Origin of the sequence: Pseudoalteromonas sp. PS1M3, from assembly GCF_016865405.1 — a bacterium.
In the GTDB taxonomy this organism is placed as follows: Bacteria; Pseudomonadota; Gammaproteobacteria; order Enterobacterales; family Alteromonadaceae; genus Pseudoalteromonas; species Pseudoalteromonas marina.
Genome location: NZ_AP022624.1, coordinates 886922 through 907844 on the forward strand (window position 1 = coordinate 886922; position 20923 = coordinate 907844).

General features: G+C 40.3%; 18 protein-coding genes. 7 read left to right on the forward strand and 11 right to left on the reverse strand.

The window, feature by feature from the left end; translation table 11 throughout:
* Window positions 1-16: 16 nt before the first annotated feature.
* The 4 genes from PS1M3_RS04090 to PS1M3_RS04105 all read right to left on the reverse strand — a co-directional run bounded on the left by PS1M3_RS04090 (window position 17) and on the right by PS1M3_RS04105 (window position 5324).
* On the reverse strand, window positions 17-751 hold the full coding sequence (locus tag PS1M3_RS04090; protein ID WP_203986401.1) for a dienelactone hydrolase family protein: 735 nt from the start codon (window positions 749-751) through the stop codon (window positions 17-19).
* 81 nt (window positions 752-832) lie between these two features.
* Entirely contained in the window at window positions 833-2158 is a 1326-nt protein-coding gene (locus PS1M3_RS04095; RefSeq protein WP_203986404.1) for a glycerophosphodiester phosphodiesterase family protein, read from the reverse strand.
* A 74-nt stretch (window positions 2159-2232) separates the two neighbouring features.
* On the reverse strand, window positions 2233-3081 hold the full coding sequence (locus PS1M3_RS04100; protein ID WP_203986407.1) for a DMT family transporter: 849 nt from the start codon (window positions 3079-3081) through the stop codon (window positions 2233-2235).
* A gap of 101 nt (window positions 3082-3182) precedes the next feature.
* On the reverse strand, window positions 3183-5324 hold the full coding sequence (locus PS1M3_RS04105; RefSeq protein ID WP_203986410.1) for a M3 family metallopeptidase: 2142 nt from the start codon (window positions 5322-5324) through the stop codon (window positions 3183-3185).
* Between the two features lie 310 nt (window positions 5325-5634).
* On the opposite strand from PS1M3_RS04105, the gene PS1M3_RS04110 reads away from it, so the two are divergent.
* The 6 genes from PS1M3_RS04110 to yegD all read left to right on the forward strand — a co-directional run bounded on the left by PS1M3_RS04110 (window position 5635) and on the right by yegD (window position 12631).
* Window positions 5635-6495 (forward strand): mechanosensitive ion channel family protein, encoded by an 861-nt coding sequence (locus PS1M3_RS04110; RefSeq protein ID WP_006791430.1) that lies wholly within the window; start codon window positions 5635-5637, stop codon window positions 6493-6495.
* Between the two features lie 418 nt (window positions 6496-6913).
* Window positions 6914-9199, forward strand: a complete 2286-nt coding sequence (locus PS1M3_RS04115; RefSeq protein WP_203986413.1) for a TonB-dependent receptor — start codon at window positions 6914-6916, stop codon at window positions 9197-9199.
* A gap of 114 nt (window positions 9200-9313) precedes the next feature.
* Window positions 9314-9613, forward strand: a complete 300-nt coding sequence (locus PS1M3_RS04120; protein WP_006791428.1) for a hypothetical protein — start codon at window positions 9314-9316, stop codon at window positions 9611-9613.
* Between the two features lie 57 nt (window positions 9614-9670).
* Entirely contained in the window at window positions 9671-10327 is a 657-nt protein-coding gene (locus tag PS1M3_RS04125) for an HAD family phosphatase (protein WP_203986416.1), read from the forward strand.
* Window positions 10328-10360: 33 nt separating this feature from the next.
* Window positions 10361-11203, forward strand: coding sequence for a DNA ligase (locus PS1M3_RS04130; protein ID WP_203986419.1), 843 nt, complete (start codon window positions 10361-10363; stop codon window positions 11201-11203).
* Between the two features lie 63 nt (window positions 11204-11266).
* Window positions 11267-12631, forward strand: coding sequence for a molecular chaperone (gene yegD / locus PS1M3_RS04135; RefSeq protein WP_203986421.1), 1365 nt, complete (start codon window positions 11267-11269; stop codon window positions 12629-12631).
* Window positions 12632-12641: 10 nt separating this feature from the next.
* Here the strand turns inward: yegD and PS1M3_RS04140 are convergent, their stop codons facing one another.
* From PS1M3_RS04140 to PS1M3_RS04155, 4 genes are all read right to left on the reverse strand, one after another.
* Window positions 12642-13106 carry a methylglyoxal synthase gene (locus tag PS1M3_RS04140; protein WP_006791424.1) on the reverse strand — a complete coding sequence of 155 codons (465 nt, stop codon included), beginning with the start codon at window positions 13104-13106 and terminating at the stop codon, window positions 12642-12644.
* A gap of 66 nt (window positions 13107-13172) precedes the next feature.
* Window positions 13173-13817 carry a LysE family translocator gene (locus PS1M3_RS04145; RefSeq protein WP_203986423.1) on the reverse strand — a complete coding sequence of 215 codons (645 nt, stop codon included), beginning with the start codon at window positions 13815-13817 and terminating at the stop codon, window positions 13173-13175.
* Between the two features lie 92 nt (window positions 13818-13909).
* The gene (locus PS1M3_RS04150) at window positions 13910-15754 is read right to left on the reverse strand and encodes a S8 family serine peptidase (protein WP_203986425.1); all 1845 of its coding nucleotides are present in this window, start codon (window positions 15752-15754) and stop codon (window positions 13910-13912) included.
* Between the two features lie 186 nt (window positions 15755-15940).
* Window positions 15941-17116 carry a multidrug effflux MFS transporter gene (locus PS1M3_RS04155; RefSeq protein WP_203986427.1) on the reverse strand — a complete coding sequence of 392 codons (1176 nt, stop codon included), beginning with the start codon at window positions 17114-17116 and terminating at the stop codon, window positions 15941-15943.
* A gap of 182 nt (window positions 17117-17298) precedes the next feature.
* On the opposite strand from PS1M3_RS04155, the gene PS1M3_RS04160 reads away from it, so the two are divergent.
* The gene (locus tag PS1M3_RS04160) at window positions 17299-17772 is read left to right on the forward strand and encodes a hotdog fold domain-containing protein (protein WP_006791419.1); all 474 of its coding nucleotides are present in this window, start codon (window positions 17299-17301) and stop codon (window positions 17770-17772) included.
* Window position 17773: 1 nt separating this feature from the next.
* Here the strand turns inward: PS1M3_RS04160 and PS1M3_RS04165 are convergent, their stop codons facing one another.
* The 3 genes from PS1M3_RS04165 to fahA all read right to left on the reverse strand — a co-directional run bounded on the left by PS1M3_RS04165 (window position 17774) and on the right by fahA (window position 20856).
* Window positions 17774-18250, reverse strand: coding sequence for a polymer-forming cytoskeletal protein (locus tag PS1M3_RS04165; protein WP_010557060.1), 477 nt, complete (start codon window positions 18248-18250; stop codon window positions 17774-17776).
* A complete protein-coding gene (locus PS1M3_RS04170; RefSeq protein ID WP_006791417.1) occupies window positions 18240-19400 on the reverse strand; it encodes a M23 family metallopeptidase in 1161 nt (386 codons plus the stop codon). Before PS1M3_RS04170 ends, PS1M3_RS04165 begins: the two co-directional genes overlap by 11 nt.
* 142 nt (window positions 19401-19542) lie before the next feature.
* Complete coding sequence (gene fahA / locus PS1M3_RS04175) at window positions 19543-20856, reverse strand: fumarylacetoacetase (protein ID WP_203986428.1); 1314 nt, start codon at window positions 20854-20856, stop codon at window positions 19543-19545.
* Window positions 20857-20923: the final 67 nt, after the last annotated feature.

The following is a 20923-nucleotide window of genomic DNA, read 5'->3' on the forward strand; positions in this document are numbered from 1 at the left end:
ACGTTTTTTTAAGTGTTTATAAAGTGCGATTAAATAGCGCCACGGCTTGTTGGTACATTGCGATTGCCAATGCACCGTCGTATCGCTCACCTTCATCACGTATAAAGGCATGTTGCGCGTTAACTTCTTGCCACTGGTAGTTAATGCCTGTCGTTACACATTGCTGATAAATTTTACTGCGGCCTTCTTGTGGTACATGAGGGTCTTGTTTACCCCAAATAAAATGTATTTCACCTTGTATATCGGCCATGCGCTCAAATGAATTGTTTCCTTCTTGAGCTGGTAATGTATTGCTGTGAATATCCGTTGCGTATAAGCAAAACGCTGCTTTAATTTGGGGATTAAGTGCAGCTCTGTAAGCTAAATGTCCGCCAATACATACGCCCATCGCCCCCACTGAACCTGAGCAATACTGCTGCGATTTTACAAAATCGATTAATGTTTGTGTGTCGCTATCGTGATGCTCAAGCGGTTTTTTCCACTTATCCGCATTGCCTTTGTCTTTACCTGCATCATCGTAAGCAAGTACAGTCCCTATAGGGTTTAACTCATGAAATACCTCAGGCACGAGTACAACAAAACCATGGCTTGCCAAAAGTGCGGCACTTCGAGCAATAGGAGCCGTTTGCTGAAAAATCTCAGAATAAAAAACAATGGCAGGAAACTGCCCATCGGCTTGTGGACGATACACTGTGGTTCGCATTAGGCCTGTTGGCGTTGGTAAGTCGGTATTATGTTGTTGGATGATCATAAAAGCGCTCAGTTAAAAAGGTTGGGTAATTCCTTTATGGTAACTGAGCGCAGCAGAATAAACGACCGCTGAAATGCGTTTTTAAATGCTAGCTGGCATTTTATTACAGCTTGCGTAGTAGCTTACCGTGGCCGGCCAATCAGAAAATATACCCATTACACCCACTTGTTTTGCTAAAACATCAACTACAGTCATCATATCGCCATCGTTATTGATTACATCAGCAATTGACTGATAATAATAACCACCCCCTTCATTTAGCGGCCCTGAGCGCTCAAGGCTCCATGCTATGAGCTTCAAACCTGCCGCTTTTGCGTCAATTGCGTATTGTGAAGGAACAATATTGTTATCGTTATCGATGGTAAGCATCATCCAAATGGGAGGCGCAAGTATTTTAACGTCGTCAGCAACCAGTTCAGCCATGCTTGGTTGCCATGTTGCTGGATTGCTCGGGTCAAAACCAGCTTCACTATCGCGACCATCTAAATAAACACTTTGATCTGCAAATTCAGGGTTGGTGTTAATCCAATATTTAACATCGTCTAAATTAAACGATTGTGGGTATACCTGATTTGCGGGAACATCTAATTGCGTGTACTCATCAAGCATTTTTTGTGCGTATTGTTCTTGGCTCATACCATCAAAAGGCATGCTAACTTGAGGCGACTTAAGCTCTGGGGTCATTTTTACACCCAACTCTTTAAATAACTCAATACTTTGCTTGTGGGTTAATAGCGTTCCTGTTTTTGAGTATAAATCGGTACGCCAATTTGGGGTGCCGTCAAGGTATTCTGCCACTGTGGTGGCTTTAGGATTCGCACCATCCATTTTTCCTTCAAGGGTTAAAAATTCGCTCAGGCTAATATCGCTTGTACAGCACTTTGCTGAAGCGGAAGCCCCGGTATTTGGATCGGCTGGGGTAAATGGCACACTGCATTTGGCGGCAAGTTCTGGGATAGCTAAAATGTTAGTGGTAGTATGTAAGTCACATTGTGAGTGGCGACACACTAGTTCTTTATCGTTTGTAAACGTTACATCGCACTCTACAATACCTGCGCCCATTCGCGCTGCTGCAATATAAGATTCTTTAGTATGTTCAGGGTATTGCATTGGGGCACCGCGATGCCCAATTGAAAAGTCTGTCTTATAAAATGGGCCATCTTGGCATGATGCTAATTGTGTTTTTAACTCGCTTGGCGCCATGTCGTTAATTAAATAATCAGGGCGTGTGCCAAGTTGAACATTGCTACCTTGGGCCACTTCTACAACGACTGGCGTGGGTACTTCTACAATTTCAACTTCAGTGTTAGTTACTAAAACGTCTTTTTCGACTACTTTAACTTCATCGTCACAACCGGTAAGTGCAACAATTAGAAGGCAACTGGCAGATAAGGTAATACGCTTCATTGTTTATCCTTAAAAAATAAAAGTTGCACTACCTTAGTAACTCTTAATGACAATTAAACGACAGAAAAGTGAACTTATTTTTTCGTCATTATCTGATTAACCACTAACGCTAAAAGCATTATTGCTGCACCAATACTTAGCCTAAAAATATCGGCATCTCTATTCCAAATAACAATATTAACAATAATACCGGCAGGGATGAGTAAGTTATTCATGACCGCCAACGCCCCAACATTGACAAGCGTTGCGCCTTTATTCCATAAAAAATAACCCAAGCCTGAGGCCACTATCCCTAAATAAATTAAAATCCCCCATTGTGTATTTGTGCTTGGCAGCTTACTCGAGTTACCAAATAATGCGTAACATAAGCCTGCAACAATAAGGGCGCCAATAAAAAACCAGCTAAATGCCGCCTTGTCGTCAAGCTGCTTGCCTTGGATTAACCGTTTGTATGTAACTTGCCCAGTTGCAAAACTTAAATTGGCTCCTTGTACAAGCAACAGCCCTAGCCAAAAGTCATTGTCGAGATTTTCATAACGAATTGCTACTGCACCCAGCACGGCAATTAAGGCAACAATAAAAAATTGCGGATTAAACTGTTTGTTAAGGGTATCGTTTAATAAAGTAATATAGAGCGGCGTCATAACAGTAAAAAGCAATACTTCAGGGACGCTTAAAAACAAAAATGAGTGGTAGTAAAAACTGTACATAACCCCAAGTTGCACAGCGCCTATCAACATAAGCCTGATTGCGGTGGCGGGAGGAAGGCGTTTGATAAACGGTAAAAATACCAATGTAGCTAGCGCAACACGGATTAATACGCTAAACCATGCATCAACGTGCCCAGCTAAATATACGCCAATTAAACTAAACGAAAATGCCCAAAGTAGGGTCACTGCAAATAAATAGCCCATAACCATCATTGTGTAATAACTAATTGGCTAAGTTTATCTGTTATAAATTAAGGTATAAACAATAAAAGCCCGCAAGCGGGCTTTTATATTAAAAATAATAAGTTAAGTTATTATTCTACTAAACCACGGCGCTTAAGTAGTGCGTCGGTTGTTGGTTTTTGACCTCTAAACTCAATGTAGCTTTGCATTAAGTCACGGCTATTACCTTTTGATAAGATTTCTTTACGGAAGTTGTCGCCGTTTTCACGTGTTAAACCACCGTTGTTTTCCATGTGTGCAAATGCATCGGCTGCAAATACTTCAGTCCAAAGGTATGCGTAGTAACCCGCAGAGTAACCGCCGGCAAATGTATGGCTAAAGTAGTTTGATTTATAACGCGGTGGTACAGGGTAGTAATCAATACCATGAGCTTTTAGCGCTGCGTTTTCAAACTCTTGAACATCATTGATTTTCTTATCTGAACCAAATGAATGCCATTCCATATCCAGTAAAGCAGCCGCTAAATATTCAGTCGTACCAAAACCTTGGTTGAATTTTTGCGATGCTAATACTTTATCAAGCAATGCTTGTGGAATTGGCTCACCTGTTTTGTAGTGCTTAGCGTAATTTGCAAGTACGCTAGGCTCAATCATCCAATCTTCATGTGCTTGAGATGGAAATTCAACAAAGTCACGCGCTGTTGCAGTGCCAGCAAGGCTTGGGTATTTAACATCTGAGAATAAACCGTGAGCCGCATGACCAAATTCATGGAACATAGTCGACACTTCGTCAAAGGTCATAAGCGTTGGCTCGCCTTCAGCAGGCTTTGGAATATTTTGCGCGTTATAAATAACAGGTTTAGTGCCTTTTAAGCCGCTTTGGCTTACGTATGCACTCATCCATGCGCCGCCACGCTTGCCTTCACGTGCGTATGGGTCCATGTAAAATAAACCAATTGCACTGCCGTCAGCGTTGAATACTTCATAAACGGTTACATCTTCGTGGTAAACCGGTAAGTCTTGACGTTCTTTGAACGTAATACCGTATAGTTTATTCATCGCAAAGAATAAACCATCGTTAATTACTGAGCTCATTTCAAAGTAAGGTTTAACTAACGCAGGGTCTAGGTCGTATTTTTCAGCACGTACTTTTTCAGCGTAAAATGCCCAATCCCAAGGTTTAAGTTCGAAGCTTTCGCCCGAATCATTAATTACTTTTTGGATAGCTGCTGCTTCAATTTTTGCTTTTTCAACTGCTTTAGGGGCAAGGTCATCTAAAATGCCGTATACATTTTCAGTTGTTTGCGCCATACGCGAGGTCATTACATACGAAGCCCAATCTTTGTAGCCTAAAAGCTCTGCTTTTTGTGCACGTAAGTTTGTTTCTTCAATGATGATAGGGCCATTTGTTTGTGCTGCACGGTTTGCTGAGGCAGTAAAAATTTGCTCACGTAACTCGCGGTTTTCAAGGCTTGATAAAATAGGCTGTTGCGTGGTGTTCACAAGCGTGATTATGTAACCTTCTTTGCCTGCTTTTTTAGCTGCAGCTGCTAGGCCTGCAATTTCACCCTCAGAAAGGCCTGCAAGTTTAGACTTGTCAGTAACAACAATTACATCTTCTTTAAACGATTTTAAAACGTTTTGCGAAAACGCAGTAGATAAGTTAGCAAGTTGTGCGTTAATTTCGCGCATTTTTGCTTTTTCTTCGTCACTTAATTTAGCACCGGCTTTTACAAACTGCTTGTAGTAAAAGTCAACAAGGCGTTGATCTTCAGCGCTTAGTGCTGCTTGGTTATCATAGATTGTTTGAACGCGCTCAAATAAAGCACCGTTTAAATAAATGTCATCAGAGTGAGCCGATAATACTGGCGCCATTTTTTTACTAATGCGCTGGTATTCGTCATCTGAAATTAGGCCCGATAAGTTATAAAATGCCGTTGATACACGGTTCAATAACTCACCAGATAGTTCCATTTCAACTAATGTGTTTTTAAATGTTGCTGGCTCTGGGTTATTAGCAATTGCTTGAATTTGAGCTGTATGCTCTGCAATACCCGCGTCGAATACAGCTTCGTAATCTTTAGTACCAAATTTATCAAACTCAGGTGCCATGTATTGTAAAGGACTTGGTTTGAATAACACATTGCTTGCGTTTACGTCTTGCACTTGTGCTGCGCTTTCTTTTGCCATTGTTTGTGTTTCTGATTTATTTTCTGAACAGGCAGATAGTAATAATGCACTAGCAATTGTAGTGGCGATTAGGGTTTTACGCATAATAACTCCATAGAAAGATTAGCCGGAATAGGCTTTTCGAGTCGAAAAACCCACTTAACTTACCAAATTTTGATTTATATACAATAAAGTTTATCGAGATTATGCAGGATTTAAACGCAAATTAGCTAAAAATAGATGTTTAGGTAGGTAAAAGTAGCTTGTGTTGTTTGTTTTTTGGTGGCACAAGTACTGCAAAATAACAAAGTGCAATTTTTAAAGTCAGTTAAATTGCATTGTGGCGTGCTAATGTTAGTTAATTAAAACACATTCACTCTATAATAATATTAAAGACCCCCTGATTGGAAAATAAATGAATTTAGAACAAATAAACGAAATCCTTTCTTTTGTTGTATTTAGTTACAACGATATACAACTCACAGTGGCAAAAATAATTCAGGTGCCACTTATTTTATTTGCAATGTGGTTTGTGGTGACACACATTGGTAAGTTAATAAAAAGAACTCTACTCGCCAAAAAAATAAGCCAAGATGCTGTTCATTTATTCACGCGTATTTATTTTATTTTAAGTATCGCCATATTAGTTTTTACCTCGCTAGAAGTATTAAATATTCCATTAACGGCTTTTGCATTTGTATCGGGTGCTATTGCAATAGGTGTGGGGTTTGGTGCGCAAAATATAATTAATAACTTTATAAGCGGTTGGATATTAATGTGGGAGCGTCCTATTCGAATAGGTGACTTTTTAGAAGTAGGCAGTGCCAAGGGGGTCGTCGAAACTATAAATACACGTTCAACGCGGATTCGTCGAAATGATGGCGTACATATGTTGATCCCCAACAGCCAATTACTAGAAAACACAGTAACAAACTGGACGTTAATTGATGGTAATGCACGCTCGTCGGTAAGCGTAGGTGTTGCTTATGGATCGGATGTAGTTTTAGTTAAAAAACTCATCCAACAGGTGCTTGATGAGCATAAAGCGATTTTAAAAACACCAAAATCGGCAGTGCTATTTGACGACTTTGCCGATAGCTCATTAGTTTTTAACGCTGTTTTTTGGGTATGTGCTGAATCTGAAACCATGCTTAGAACCGTGCGCAGTGATATTCGCTTTAGTCTGTACGATGTATTTGAGCAAAATAATGTAGTGATTGCGTTCCCTCAACGAGACATTCATATAGATGGAGAAATAGCCTTAAAACGAACGTGATAAAGCATTGAGGAAAAAACCGCCTAGTGCGGTTTTTTCTTCGTTAGCAAAAAGCGTACCTAAGTTAGGTTTTTAAGTTAAAACTTTAAAATTGCTACTTTATTTGCAGTTTTATTGATAAGGACATATGTCCTTATAATTGGGTTTTTACATCTAAAAAGTAATAAAAAGCCGCTATCTTGTGGTTAAATGTTGCAAAAAAGTTTCAAAATTACAAAGATTTTATGCAGTAAATTTATCACACAGTGGTATAATCTCACTCGTTCGTTCAGCCTCATTATTTCGTTTTTGTACTCTCGATAATGAGGTCCGCGCGCATATAGCCAAGTCGCGAAAAATTGTACGAGCCCGCAATGAATACATTGCGCAACACAAAAAATCGTTGATCAAGAGTGCATACAAAAGGTTAAAACCCGACATGAAAGCAATTAAAAAATCTGCAATAGCGACAATCATTAATGCCGCACTATTATCTGCTGCTGGCACTTCTGTTTCTTCATTTGCTGCTGAAGAAGAAACGGCTAAAAAAAATAACCAATTAGAAGTTATTCAAGTTACTGCGCGTAAACGTGTAGAAAATGCTCAAGAGGTGCCTGTAGCTGTATCTGCACTGCAAGGTGATAACCTTGATGCATACAGCTCGGCAGGCATGGATATTCGTTTTATGAACGCAAAAATTCCAAGCTTGTCTATCGAATCTTCATTTGGCCGTTCTTTCCCACGTTTTTACGTACGTGGTTTAGGTAACACGGATTTCGATTTAAATGCGTCTCAACCTGTATCGTTAGTTGTTGATGAAGTTGTTCAAGAAAATGCGATTTTAAAAGGCTTTCCTGTATTTGATGTTGAACGCGTAGAAGTATTACGTGGTCCGCAAGGTACTTTATTTGGCCGTAATACGCCAGCAGGCCTTGTTAAGTTTGACTCAGTTAAACCTAGCCAAGAGTTCGACGGTTACGGTGCGGTTTCATACGGTAGCCGTGGCGCAGTAGACACTGAAGGTGCTGTAGGTGGTGCGTTAACAGATCGTTTATCTGCTCGCGTTTCATTATTATGGCAAGATAAAGATGATTACATAGATAACCAAGCACCTAATTTTGAAGCTAAAGATCAACAGGGCGGTTATACTGAAAAAGCAGCACGTATTCAGTTTTTATACGAAGGCGATGATTTTTCTGCTTTATTAAACTATCACACACGTGATTTAGATGGTTCACCTATCGCGTTCCGCGCAAATGTTATTGAGTCTGGTTCTAACGAATTAGTCGATAACTATGAGCACGATGTTGTATATCAAGATGCCGGTGCTCGTTCTACTCAACAAGTAGAATCTGAAGGTATGAGTCTAAGACTTGAGTGGGATCTTGAAAACCACACTATAACGTCTATCTCTGCATGGGAAAGCGCTGAAATATACTCTCGTGGTGATATTGACGGTGGTTACGGTGCTGTCTTCCTTCCTGATTACATGGGGCCTGGCTTTATTCCTTTCCCTTCAGAAAGTGCCGATGGTATCCCTGAGCAAGATCAAATTACTCAAGAGCTTCGTTTATCAAGTAACTTTGACGGCGACTTAAACTATCAAGTGGGCGTTTTTTACTTTGACGAAGAGCTAACAATTGAAAACTTTAGCTATGACACGTTTTCATCACCAAATGCTGGCGCCTTAAACGGGTATGTAAAACAGCAGCAAGACACAACAGCATGGGCAGTATTTGGCTCGGTTGATTATGTTGTATCGGATGATTTAAAAGTAACAGCAGGTCTTCGTTACTCTGATGATAAAAAAGATTTCTCTGCAGATCGTACACTTAGCCCTGTTGGCGGTGGTGCTTTATTTATCGAGCAAGATGTTAGCGATAGCCACGTGAGCTGGGATTTATCTGCAAACTACAAAGTAAACGAAGATGTAAACTGGTACAGCCGTGTAGCTAACACATTCCGTGCACCAAGCTTACAAGGTCGTATTTTGTTTGGTGATGAAGTAACAACCGCTGATTCTGAAACAGTGACTTCATTCGAAACAGGTATTAAATCAGACGTGCTAGACGGACAAGGTCGCGTAAACGCAACTGTGTTCTACTACACAATGAGCGATCAGCAATTGACTGCTGTAGGTGGTGGCGCAAACTTTAACCGCTTAATCAATGCAGATAAAACCACGGGCTACGGTTTTGAGTTAGACACTGAGTGGGTATTAAGCGACGAGCTTAATGCAACATTTAACTTAAGCTATAACAAAACTGAGCTTAAAGATAATGACCTAGCTGTAGCTGTGTGTGGCCAGTGTACTGTGACAGATCCAACTTTCCAAGTTGCAGGTCCTTTTGGTCCTGAAGCTCGTGCAATTTTAGACGGTAACAGCTTACCGCATGCACCAGAGTGGATTTCTAACTTTACACTTCGTTACACTAAAGAGCTTGAAGATGGTGATTTCTTTGCAAATGGTGACATTTCTTACCGCAGCAAAATCAACATGTTCTTATATGAATCTGTAGAGTTTGAAGGCAAGCCTTTAACTGAAGTTGGTCTTCGTGCAGGTTACAGATGGGCACAAGGTGACTACGAATACGAAGTTGCTGGTTTTGTTCGTAACTTATTTGATGAGCAACAAGCAATAGGCGCAATCGACTTTAACAATAACACGGGTATTGTTAATGAAGAGCGTTATGTTGGTGCTGAATTTAAAGTTAAATTTTTCTAATTAATAGATTAGAAATTTACATTTAAAAGCCTGCCTTGTGCAGGCTTTTTATTTTGTGATCCCTTTTAGAGCTGTTAAAGTAGCGCATAATTGGTTTATTGATAGAGAAATATAATGGCTGGATTTTGGAATTACCGTGTGATTTTTTGTGAAGCAACAAAAGATGAAGCGGCGCAATATCAAATACACGAAGTAGAATATAACCTAAATGGTAAAGTAACTAACTGGTCAGAAACAGGCGCAGCACCGTTTGGTACAACGCTTGATGAATTAAAAGATGACTCGGAGCGCTTAAAAACTGCTTTTGAAAAACCTGTGCTTAAGGTGGTTCGTAAAGCCCGTGGTTATGAGTTAGTTGATATTGAAACCGGTGAAGAAGCTTTTGGTGAGCCGCCGGCGGGTTTAACCCAGTAATAATGAAAAAAAGGTGCTCTAGCACCTTTTTTTAGCACTTTAATTTAAGGAGAGATCATGAGCTTACAGGCCATTTTATTTGATATGGATGGCACGCTAGTCGATTCAGAAGCGATGCATTTTCTATGTTGGAGCACATTGTTAGCGCCATTTGAGGTAAGTTATTTAGAAGATGAATTTTGTCAGCGGTTTTCAGGGCGTCCTACACTAGAAGCGGCAATTGAAATTAAAAGTGAGAATAATTTATCAGTCAGTGCTGAGTTTTTAGCTGCTGAAAAATATCGATTATTTGGTGAATACGTCAAAACGAACTTACCACCGCTTATGCCATATGTAGAACAAACGCTAAAAGCGGTTAAAAATAGTGGCTTAAAAATGGCGCTTGTCACCGGAAGTGCAACAAGCGAAGCTATGCCAATTCTAAAAGGGTTAGGGTTTTATGAGCTGTTTGATACTCTTGTTACTAAAGACGATGTAATTAACCCTAAGCCTGCAGGCGACCCGTATTTACTCGCTTTAAAGCAAATAAACGTAAAGTCAGAAAATGCGATAGCCATAGAAGATACGTTTACAGGCGTAAGCGCCGCAAATAATGCGAGTTTAAGGGTGGTTGCTATTGCTAATAGCCACACCAAAGATCATGACTTTAGCAAAGCGACCTATTGCATGGGTGACCTTGATGAGTTTTGGCAATGGGTGCAATCTCAACTATAGTGTAAGTCACTATTACCTAGCTTGGATGCGCTAATGATTGCTATAAAATGGATGTTATTAATTACGGTTATTTTGTTTAGCTGCTCGGCTTATACTTCTCAGCCTTCTGTATTATTAGCCAAAGTGTATGATGAAGAAAAGCACAATGATATTAGTGCGTATTTAGTCAGCGAAAAATTTGACGGTGTAAGAGCTATATGGACGGGCACACAGTTTGTTACTCGCAAAGGGAATATAATTAATGCACCACATTGGTTTACTGCATCCCTGCCCAATACGTGGTTAGATGGCGAGCTTTGGACTAAACGAGAACACTTTGCTGCATTAAGCGGTATAGTAAGAACTAAAATCCCAAATAACAAAGACTGGCAAGCCGTCACTTACAAGATATTTGATATGCCAGATAAAACCTTAGTTTTTAGCGAGCGTTATAAAAATTATTCCCAACTTGTTACACACATTAATCAGCCCCATATCCAAGCTGTTAAACAGCGTCGATTTAAAAATAACAAACAGCTTTCTGACTATTTTAATAACATAACTGCGCAGGGTGCAGAAGGCGTTATGTTGCACTTAGCTGATGCTAAACACAAAAGTGGACGAAGTGGTGCTTTGTTAAAGTTAAAGCCTTACCTTGATGCTGAGGCGGTTGTCATTGCTCATTTGCCGGGTAAAGGTAAATACACGGGGATGCTTGGTGCGCTGCGCGTTAAGTCAGCCTCTGGGCAGCTATTTTCAATTGGTACAGGATTTAGCGATGCACAACGTCAAAACCCACCGGCCATTGGTAGCACCGTTACCTATCGTTTTCATGGGTTGACAAAAAATGGCCTTCCTCGCTTTGCTAGCTTTTTAAGAGTAAGGGAAAGCATATAGCAATTTAAAAGTGATCTTAAATATGCTAAATTGCGCGGCCTTTTTGGTAATGTGTGGTGGTATATGTTTGTAGGTTTTGATTACGGTAGTTCAAATTGTGCTATGGGTGTAATGAACAATAATAATGTTCAGTTAGTGCCTTTAGAGCAAGGCAAGCATTACTTACCTTCTACACTTTATACGCATCACAGTGCTTTGGTAGTTGATTTTGTTGCTAAGCATTTGAAAGGAACCGCGCATGAACAAGATTTTAAATTTCAACGCCAAGCCCTTTTAAACTCATTGCCTCGAATTAAATCAGACCTTGATTTACAACCTTCAGATGAGACCTTATTTATTGGCCGTGAAGCAATTAGTGAATACGTTCAATTTCCTGAAGAAGGATACTTTGTTAAGTCACCCAAATCGTTTTTTGGTGCAACCGGTTTAAAGCAAGGCCAAATTAACTTTTTTGAAGACATTGCAACAGCAATGATTTTAAAAATAAAACAACGCGCAGAGCAGTCTTTAGAAAAAGTACTTACTCAAACTGTTATTGGCCGCCCTGTAAACTTTCAGGCGGTAGGCGGTGAACAGTCGAACCAGCAAGCTGTGGGTATTTTAGAGCGAGCTGCAAAACGTGCAGGCTTTAAAGACGTTAATTTTTTATACGAACCGCTAGCAGCAGGTATCGATTACGAAAGTGATTTAACACACGATCAGAAAGTGTTGGTTATAGATATTGGTGGGGGGACCAGTGATTGTTCGTTTGTGCAAATGGGCCCAAGTTTTAGAGGAAATAGTCAGCGCGATAACGACTTTTTAGCTCACAGCGGTAAACGCGTTGGTGGAAACGATTTAGATATTGCATTGAGCTTTCATGGGTTAATGCCCTTATTAGGGCTTGGCAGTACATTTAAATCGGGATTACCTTTGCCAAATCAGCCATTTTGGCAGGCATGTAAAATTAACGATGTTAATTTGCAAAGCCAATTTTACAGTGAAAGTCAGGCGCGAGAGCTTAATGCACAGTTGCGAGATGTAAGTGCACCAGATCTTTATAAGCGCTTAATTAACTTACAACAAAATAAGCAAGGGCATCAACTTGTTCAACAAGGTGAAGCCGCAAAAATAGCCCTTTCGTCAACACCTGACTTTAACTGTGACTTGCGCTTTTTAGATACTGAACTTAGTAAAAACTTATCTGTTTATGATTTATCGCTAGCTGTAGAGAGTAGTATTAGCCAAATAGTCACTTTGGCAAAACAAGCAATAAACGATGCACAAACAACACCAGACGTTATCTATTTAACGGGGGGCAGTGCGCAGTCTCCACTAATTAAAGCAGCACTTAGCGAGCACTTAGGTGATATTAATATGGTCAATGGTGACCATTTTGGTAGTGTAACTGCTGGCCTGACGAAATGGGCCAGCATGCTTTATAAGTAACTTAAAAGGCTTAAAGACTTATTTGTCGGGTTGCGAGGTATTTTTCGTAATCTGGCAAGGTACGCTCAAGCTCGTTTTCCATTAAAGGAGAGCTTAACAGCATATCAGCACTTACCTCGTTACACGCTACAGGAATATTCCACACTGCCGCTAAGCGCAGTAATGCTTTTACATCAGGGTCATGAGGCTGAGAAGCTAAAGGGTCCCAAAAAAATATTAAAACATGAATTTCATGCTCTGCTATTTTTGCGCCCAATTGCTGGTCGCCACCCATAGGGCCACTTAAAAGCTGAACAACATCAAGCCCTGTACTTTTTTGAATTAAATGCCCCGTTGTACCTGTGCCGTATAAGGTGTGCTTGCTAAGTGTATTTTTATGTTTGTCGCACCACAGCTTTAGCGCGGCTTTTTTGCCATCGTGAGCAACAAGGGCAATATTTTTCTTTGCAGGGAGAGATTGCGTTTTTTGTTCCATATTAATTCTTTTTATTTGTGCCTAAATGCTCATAGTTACATCAACTGTTAGCAAAATTTAGGAAAGTTATAATAGTAGATTAATAGCTAGGGCAATAAATATCATTCCCGTTACTCTATCAATCCAAAGTTGACTGTTTGGATGCTGCCTAAAAAACTGTGCGATTTTGTCGCCAAAATAAATATACGTGCAGTCTATTGGAAAAGCAAAAATAGGGTATAGCAGGCCAAAAAATGCGAGCTGAAAAGTGGCTGATGATAAGCTCGGGTCTACAAACTGTGGAATAAAAGCAATAAAAAATAAAGCGACCTTAGGGTTAAGTACCTCGGTCATCATGGCTTGAAACATCACATTAGATTTTTTAGCGGTGCTTACGTGTGGCTTATCTTCACTTTGTGTTTGTGTGGCAGTAGCTGTGTTTTTTAGCGTGCTTTTTATCATCATAAAGCCCAAATAACACAAATAAGCTGCACCGGTATATTGAACAGCACTATAGGCAGCGGGTGATGCTTTTAAAATAGCACTTAAGCCTATTACGGCAAAAAAGGTATGCACAACACCACCTAATGCAAAACCAAACGCACTTTGCATACCCGCAGTACGGCCATTTGCAAATGTTTGTGCCATTAAAAACGCATTCGAGGGGCCTGGGGCAACCGCCATTAAAAAACTAGCAACTAAAAAAGAGAAGAGAAAATCGGGATTAATCATTATTAGAATTGATTGTTAAATATGAGTGAGTTTATCAAGCAACTAGGTAAATAAAAAGCGGGCTGTTGCCCGCTTTTTTAAGTTACGTTTTATTAAAAAGTAACGGTTGAGTTGTTAGAGCAGGCGCTTGTGCTTTGAGCTTCACATACTTGATAGGTATATGTGCCGCCACCTTTGGTAGATATTCTATCAGTGAAGCTATTAGTATTAGCTGTACTTGTCACCTTGCTTCCGTTGCGGTAAACATCAACTTGGCTTGTTGCTGCGCCAGCCCAATTAAGGTCAATATACTTGGTGCCTTTTGATTTATAACCTGAAGCAGAAAGCGTTATGTCACCTACAGGCTCTGGGTCGGTACCGCCGCCCCCATTACCACTACCTGCACAACCATTCGCAGTTAAATAGGCATCAGCATCGGCTGCTTTTACAATACCGTGTCCAAAGTAATCATCACGCCCTGTTGCGCCTTGATCTTGTGCAGTTGCTTTTAGAGCATCACGAATCTCTGTACCCGTACAGTCAGTATGATTTGACCATACAAGAGCAGCAATACCCGACACTGCAGGCGTTGCCATTGATGTACCACTCATGAATCCATAATCTGATGCGCCAATATCTATTGTAATCGTTGTGCTGCCAAGCAGTGCAGTGCGATCTTCAAATGCGGCACCCACAGCCGGAATTGTTGTATTGTTAGTATCGCCTAGTGTTGCGTAAAGCATACCAGCTTCGTTGTTAATGATAACAGCGCCTATTCCACCTGAGTTTTCACAGTTTGCTACTTTGTCATAAAAAGAAACGACACCACGGTCGATTAAACATACTTTCCCAGCAGCACCATTATCAATATTTTGTGCAGTTCCCATAAAGTACGCAGATGCTGATGCTTGACCAGTATTTTCCATTGCGGATGAAGCGTAGGGTGTGCCGTCAGCAGACATATTTGCTGCGGATGCCATGCCAGCAGGGTATGTTGAAAGCGTATCTACACCACCAGCAGTCACTTCAACACATACTGTTTCGTCAGTTGTAACACGTCTACCTTTACCTGATGAGCAGCTTGGAAATTGTGAAAAGTCAGCAATTTGATTATCTGCATCATTTGCGCCTACCATCATAACTGATGGATAGCCAGCTGGATATGAACGAACGTTATTGCCATCGTTACCTGCCGCTGCAACTACAAGGCCTCCAGCGTTAGTGAAATTAGCAAAAGCGTTTGACTCAGTACTATTTGAGCCACCACCACCTAAACTCATGCTGATAATATTTGCACCTGCCTGAGAACATAAGTTAGCAGCTTGTGCTAAGTCTGATGAATAACCCCAGCCTGATTCGTTAAACACTTTTATTATGTGCATAGCAACGCCTGGTGCCATGCCTACAACACCTAAGTTGTTATCTGCAGCACCTATAGTACCCGCCACATGAGTCCCGTGTGGTCCGCCATTATCGAACCAGTTACCTGTGCCGCTGTCATTATCGCCAGTGATATTTCCCCAAATGAAATCAGGGTTTGTGCTGTCTAAACCGGAGTCAATAACACATACTTTCATACCCGCATTCGCGTCAAATGTTACCTGATCAGCTTGAGATTGATAAACAGCATACGGTGTAATTTGTTGTTGCATTGCATTGCCGGCGTCATCATTGAATAATGATAAAGGAACACGTTTTTGGTCTTCTTCAATAAGTTTTATGTGAGGGTTATTTAGTAAACCTTTTAAGCTTGTTAAATCGTGACCAGTAAATTTAGCGGCAATAAACCCATTACCGTCAACTTTTATATCACCACCGAGTTTTTTAGTAAGTGCTTTTACCACACCTTTTTTGTTGTTATCGACTTGAATTATGAAACGATCGTTTTGTGCACTTGCATTACCTGCAGTACATAGACCAGATAAAATTAATGCTAAGGCAAGTTTATTTTTTTTCATTTTTACATCCTAGAATTATCTTGTTAACCACGTGTTAACTTAATTCAACGATAGAGCAGCTGTACCTAGATTGCAATAGTGAATTGTTAATAAAAATGAAATAATTCTGGTTGGGTGATTAATGTGCAGTGAAAGGGGTAAATAAAAATTACTTACCCATTAATGATGAATTTTTGTTGGGGGGGGTTATGAAAACTGCGCTTTGCGAAACAATAAATAGCTAAAAGGGACCAATAATAAAAAGTGGACGCCAATTAATATAGGGGTCTGCAACTGTAAAAATTGAGTAATAAATACCAGCAAACTTGCCCCACTCATTTGCATTGCACCAAGCAACGCTGAAGCTGTGCCCGCTTGTTTAGGGAACAAGCTTAATGCTCTTCCTGCTGCAGAGCCAAGAGTGAGCGCAAAACCAAATGCAGCCACAAACATGGGGATCATTAACGCCAAAGCTGATTTATATTGGCTAAACAGGAACATAAGTAACCCCGAGCCAACCAATAGCAGTAACCCTATTTTTAAAGCACGTTTGGGGTGGCGTTTGATGTACAGTGGCATAATAAAACTGGCAATAATGCTTAAAACGGCATTAAGTGAAAACCAAAATGTAAAATTAGCTACGCTTCCGCCAAGCTCAGTAATTATCCAGCCAGGTGCGAGGGTGACAAACACTAAAATAACCGACATAGTAACCATGCAAAGCAAGCTATTAAATAAAAATAGTGGCGTTGAAATAATGGGTATAAAGCGTCTTAAATCGAGAATATGCCCCTGATAAACGCTATCAGCTGGTCGTGTTTCTCTAAAAAAGAAAAACGTAACAATAAAGCCTACCAATGCAAACCCAGTTAAAAATAAGAAGTTCATTTCCCAGCCAAACTTAACAGTTAACCAAGCACCTAAAATGGGCGCTAACGCAGGAATAAAGCACACAATGCCATTCAAGTAGGTAATAATTTGGCCGCTACGTTCGCTACCAAATTTATCTCTTACAATAGCGAAAGCGACAACAAATGTGGCGCATGCACCTAACCCTTGTAATGCACGAGCAGAAAGTAATACTTCAAACGAAGGGGCACAGTAAGCAAGTAACGCAGAGCCTGCATATAAGCTAATACCCACTAATGCGACAGGCTTTCGGCCAAATCTATCTGCTAATGGCCCTGCAATTAATTGACCTAGTCCAACGGTTAACATAAAAATGGCAACAGTTTGCTGCACTTGTTGCTCAGTCACCAAAAATTGCTCTGCTATGGTAGGAAAAGCGGGCAGATAAATATCAATAGCCATAGGGCAAAAAATAACGAGCAACGCTAAGATAAGTAATAAAGTTAGATTAGGTTTTGCGGGCTGTGTATGCATTGAGTCTCCTTTTTCGCGTATTTTAGGGGGGCACTCGTAAAAAAGAAAGGGCTTTTGGCCTATGCATACGTCGTCATTCGTATTTTTTGTTAAACACATAATAAAAGCCGTAATTAAAACGGCTTTTTTAAACTGGTCTGATGTGTTAGCGTTAATAAAGTAACTGTAACTGGATAATAAAAATGGCAAATCAATCACCACTAGTTAAAACGTGGCATAAATTTAAAAACTTACCCTTTGGCAATTGGCTTTTTACTAAAGCTGTTTGTTTTAAAGCACCTTACTTTGGCTCAATGAAGCCCTACGTATTAGATCTGCGAGAAGGGCACTGTAGTGCTGTTGTTAAAAATCGTCGTAGTGTTCATAACCACATTGGAACGATTCATGCAATTGCGCAATGTAATTTGGCTGAGTTATGTGCAGGGGTAATGGTTGACGCGACTGTACCGGTAAAAACCCATCGTTGGATACCCAAGGGAATGACCGTACAATATTTGGCAAAGGTTGATACAGACGTTACGGCTATTGCTGAAATTGATTTGCCACGCCAGTGGATTGATAAAGAAGATTTAGTAGTACCAGTAAAGCTTTATAATACCCGCAACGAACTCGTGTTCACTGCAGATATTACAATGTATATTACTGAGAAAAAATAGCCTACCGCTCGCTTTTATCCGTGGCTTGTTTATTTACAAACGACAAGCCGCTGTCATCTTCTTCAATCAGTGTTTTAACTTCTTTTTCAGTTGGTTCAGCAGTTAACTCTACTGTCTCTTTTTCAGTGCGTTGCTTTAAGTTGCCTTCAATTATAGCGCCAGCATCTATACTCAATGAATCATGAAATACGTCGCCATGGACGTGAGCACCACTTTGTATTTTTACTTCGCTTGCATTGATAGAACCAATAACAGTGCCTTTAACAACAATGCCTACTGCTTCAACAATTCCTTCAACTACACCGGAGGAGCCTATAACTAACTGCTCGGCTTTTATGTCGCCATCTATGCGACCATCAAGTTGAACCTCACCTTGGCTTATTAAAGTGCCAGTAAGGCGCACATCTTCAGAAATAATAGAGGGGGTATGATTAACCTTTCTTAGGTTAGTACTTGTTGATTTTTTTCTACCGAACACGAGAAAGCGCCTTTGTTATTTTTAGAGGATTGACTTGTTCGCCATTAACCAATACTTCGTAGTGTAAATGAGTGCTAGTACTTCTACCAGTGCTCCCCATTAAACCAATTACATCGTGCTTGGCAATGTGCTGGCCTTTTTTTACTTTTATTTTATTTAAATGGCCAAAGCGAGTTACTAAGCCATTTTTGTGTTCGAGTTCAATAAAGTTACCATATCCGCCATTACGCCCTGCACGAAGAACCACAGCGTCGGCCGGAGCAAAAATTTCGGTTTTGTGCCAACCCGCTAAGTCTACGCCTTTGTGAAATGCTCGGCGGTTATTCATTGGGTCTTTACGTAAGCCAAAGCTACTTGAAATATAATATTTTGCAGCGGGTAAGGGCAGGGTGTTAGGTAATTCAGTTAATAAATTTTCTAGATTATTTAACGCGACTAACTTATCAACTATAGCCAAAAAATGACCGGGTATATTTGTTTCATCGAATACATCAAAAGGGCCACCTTGAGCAATATGCAAAGAGTTAATTGCTAGGTGTTCTTCCAAAGCGGCATCAAGGCCTGCGCCTTTAAGCATGGCTAAAATAGCGTTATGTCGTTCGTTTATTTTTTTGTCTAGGTAATTAAAGCTTTGTTCGTATTGCTCATTTAAATGTGCCAAACGTGTTTCAAAACTAATAGGCTTACCTAAATCAACTTGCTTAGCATTTGGGTCTTCATCAACTAAGGGTTCATGAAATTCGCTTTTATTTTCGTTAATAGGTGACTCAAGCTCTTCACCTAACTGAATAACGTCTTGACTGATTGAAGCAGGTAAAGATTCGATCATGCTTTGAAGTAGCGCTTGTTTTTGTTCAAGAGTTACTAGCTGTTTGAGTTGTTGCTCGTGAAGACGTTGTTGCTCGCTAACTTTTTGTTCCCATAGTACTTGTTTGTTAAGCTGATTTTTTTCTATGTCAGAGATATGGTTAGTTTGTGTGTATACACGAAAGCTAGAAATGCTCACCCATACAAGTGTTGCTAAAATAAGCACTATTGCAAAAAGTTGTAACCAAGGCGCTAAAACAACATGCTTAACCTCGCCATTTTGACGAATAAGGAGTTGGCGAGCTGGAAAAAGTTTTTTGTAAGACTTTATAAATACTGACATGGCATATAAACACTGGCTACTAACCGGAATAATGTATCAATCTGAGCTTAAAAAGCCAGAAAAAAATTGTAACTGTTCAAAAATTAATAAAAAAGGGCTGCTTTTAAAAGCAGCCCTTTCATTTAAGTATGTTTGATTGAGATTATTTTGCGGCTAAAACCGTGCTTTCAACTGAACCAAAACCAATACGCGCAAAGCCTTCTTTTTCACACCAGCCGCGCATGATAACGTTATCGCCATCTTCTAAAAAGCTGCGTTGCTCGCCATTGCTTAGCGTTATTTTTTCTTTACCGCCACGAGAAAGTTCAAGTAAAGAGCCCGCTTCTTCATGTTTAGGGCCCGATTGCGTACCCGAACCCAGCATGTCACCCGGCATAAAGTTACACCCGTTAACCGTATGGTGAGTGACCATTTGAGCTACAGTCCAGTACGAATGCTTAAAGCTAGAGGTAGATACGCGGGTAGGAGAGTGCCCTTCGCTACGCATTTTTTCGGTTTGAATTTTTACATCCATTTGAATATCAAATGCGCCTTGCTCGCGATTAGCGGCAGACTCTAGATATTCCATAGGTTGTGGATCGTTTTCATCACGGGTCCAACTTGTTCTGTACGGTGCGAGTGCTTCTGTTGTAACAATCCAAGGAGACACTGTTGATGCAAAGTTTTTCGCTAAAAACGGACCTAATGGTTGGTATTCCCAAGCTTGTAGGTCACGGGCCGACCAGTCGTTAAACACACAAAAGCCAAATACATGATTTTCTGCATTTTCGATTGCAATTGCATCGCCAAGCGCATTTCCTTTACCTAAGTAAATGCCAAGCTCTAGCTCGTAATCAAGGCGTTTACATGGACCAAACGAGGGTACATCAGCATCAGGTGCTTTAGTTTGTCCTTTAGGACGGTGAAATGTTTGCCCAGACACATCAATAGATGAAGAACGGCCATGGTAACCAATTGGTACCCATTTATAGTTTGGTAATAATGGGTTATCAGGGCGAAATAAACTACCTACTGCTGTTGCATGATAAATAGAAGTGTAAAAATCGGTGTAGTCACCAATACGACATGGTAATGAAAATTCAATATCAGCTTGCGATATTAATACGCTCGCAATATCTTTTTGAAAATCAGCGCCTTCGCGTAATGCTTTTGAAAGGGCTAAACGAAGTGCTGACCAATATTGCTGCCCTAAACCCATAAATGTATTTAGCGTTGACTCGCTCGCTGCATCGAGTGCTGTTTTAGCGTCGCCTGTAAATACATTTAGCTCATTTAGTTTTGCAAGGTCGATAACCTGATCACCTATCGCAACACCGCCACGAAATACTTCGTTAGTGCCTTTGCGACGAAACTCGGCAAATGGCAAGTTTTGAATAGGGAAGTCGCAATTGGCAACATTCGCTGACTCTACCCAGCTTGTTAAATTAATATCATGGGTTTCGTTAATTAGGCTCATTACATTTCCTTTGGTTTAACTGTATGGCAACAATGGAGTATTTATTTAAGCATACTTGCACTTTAAG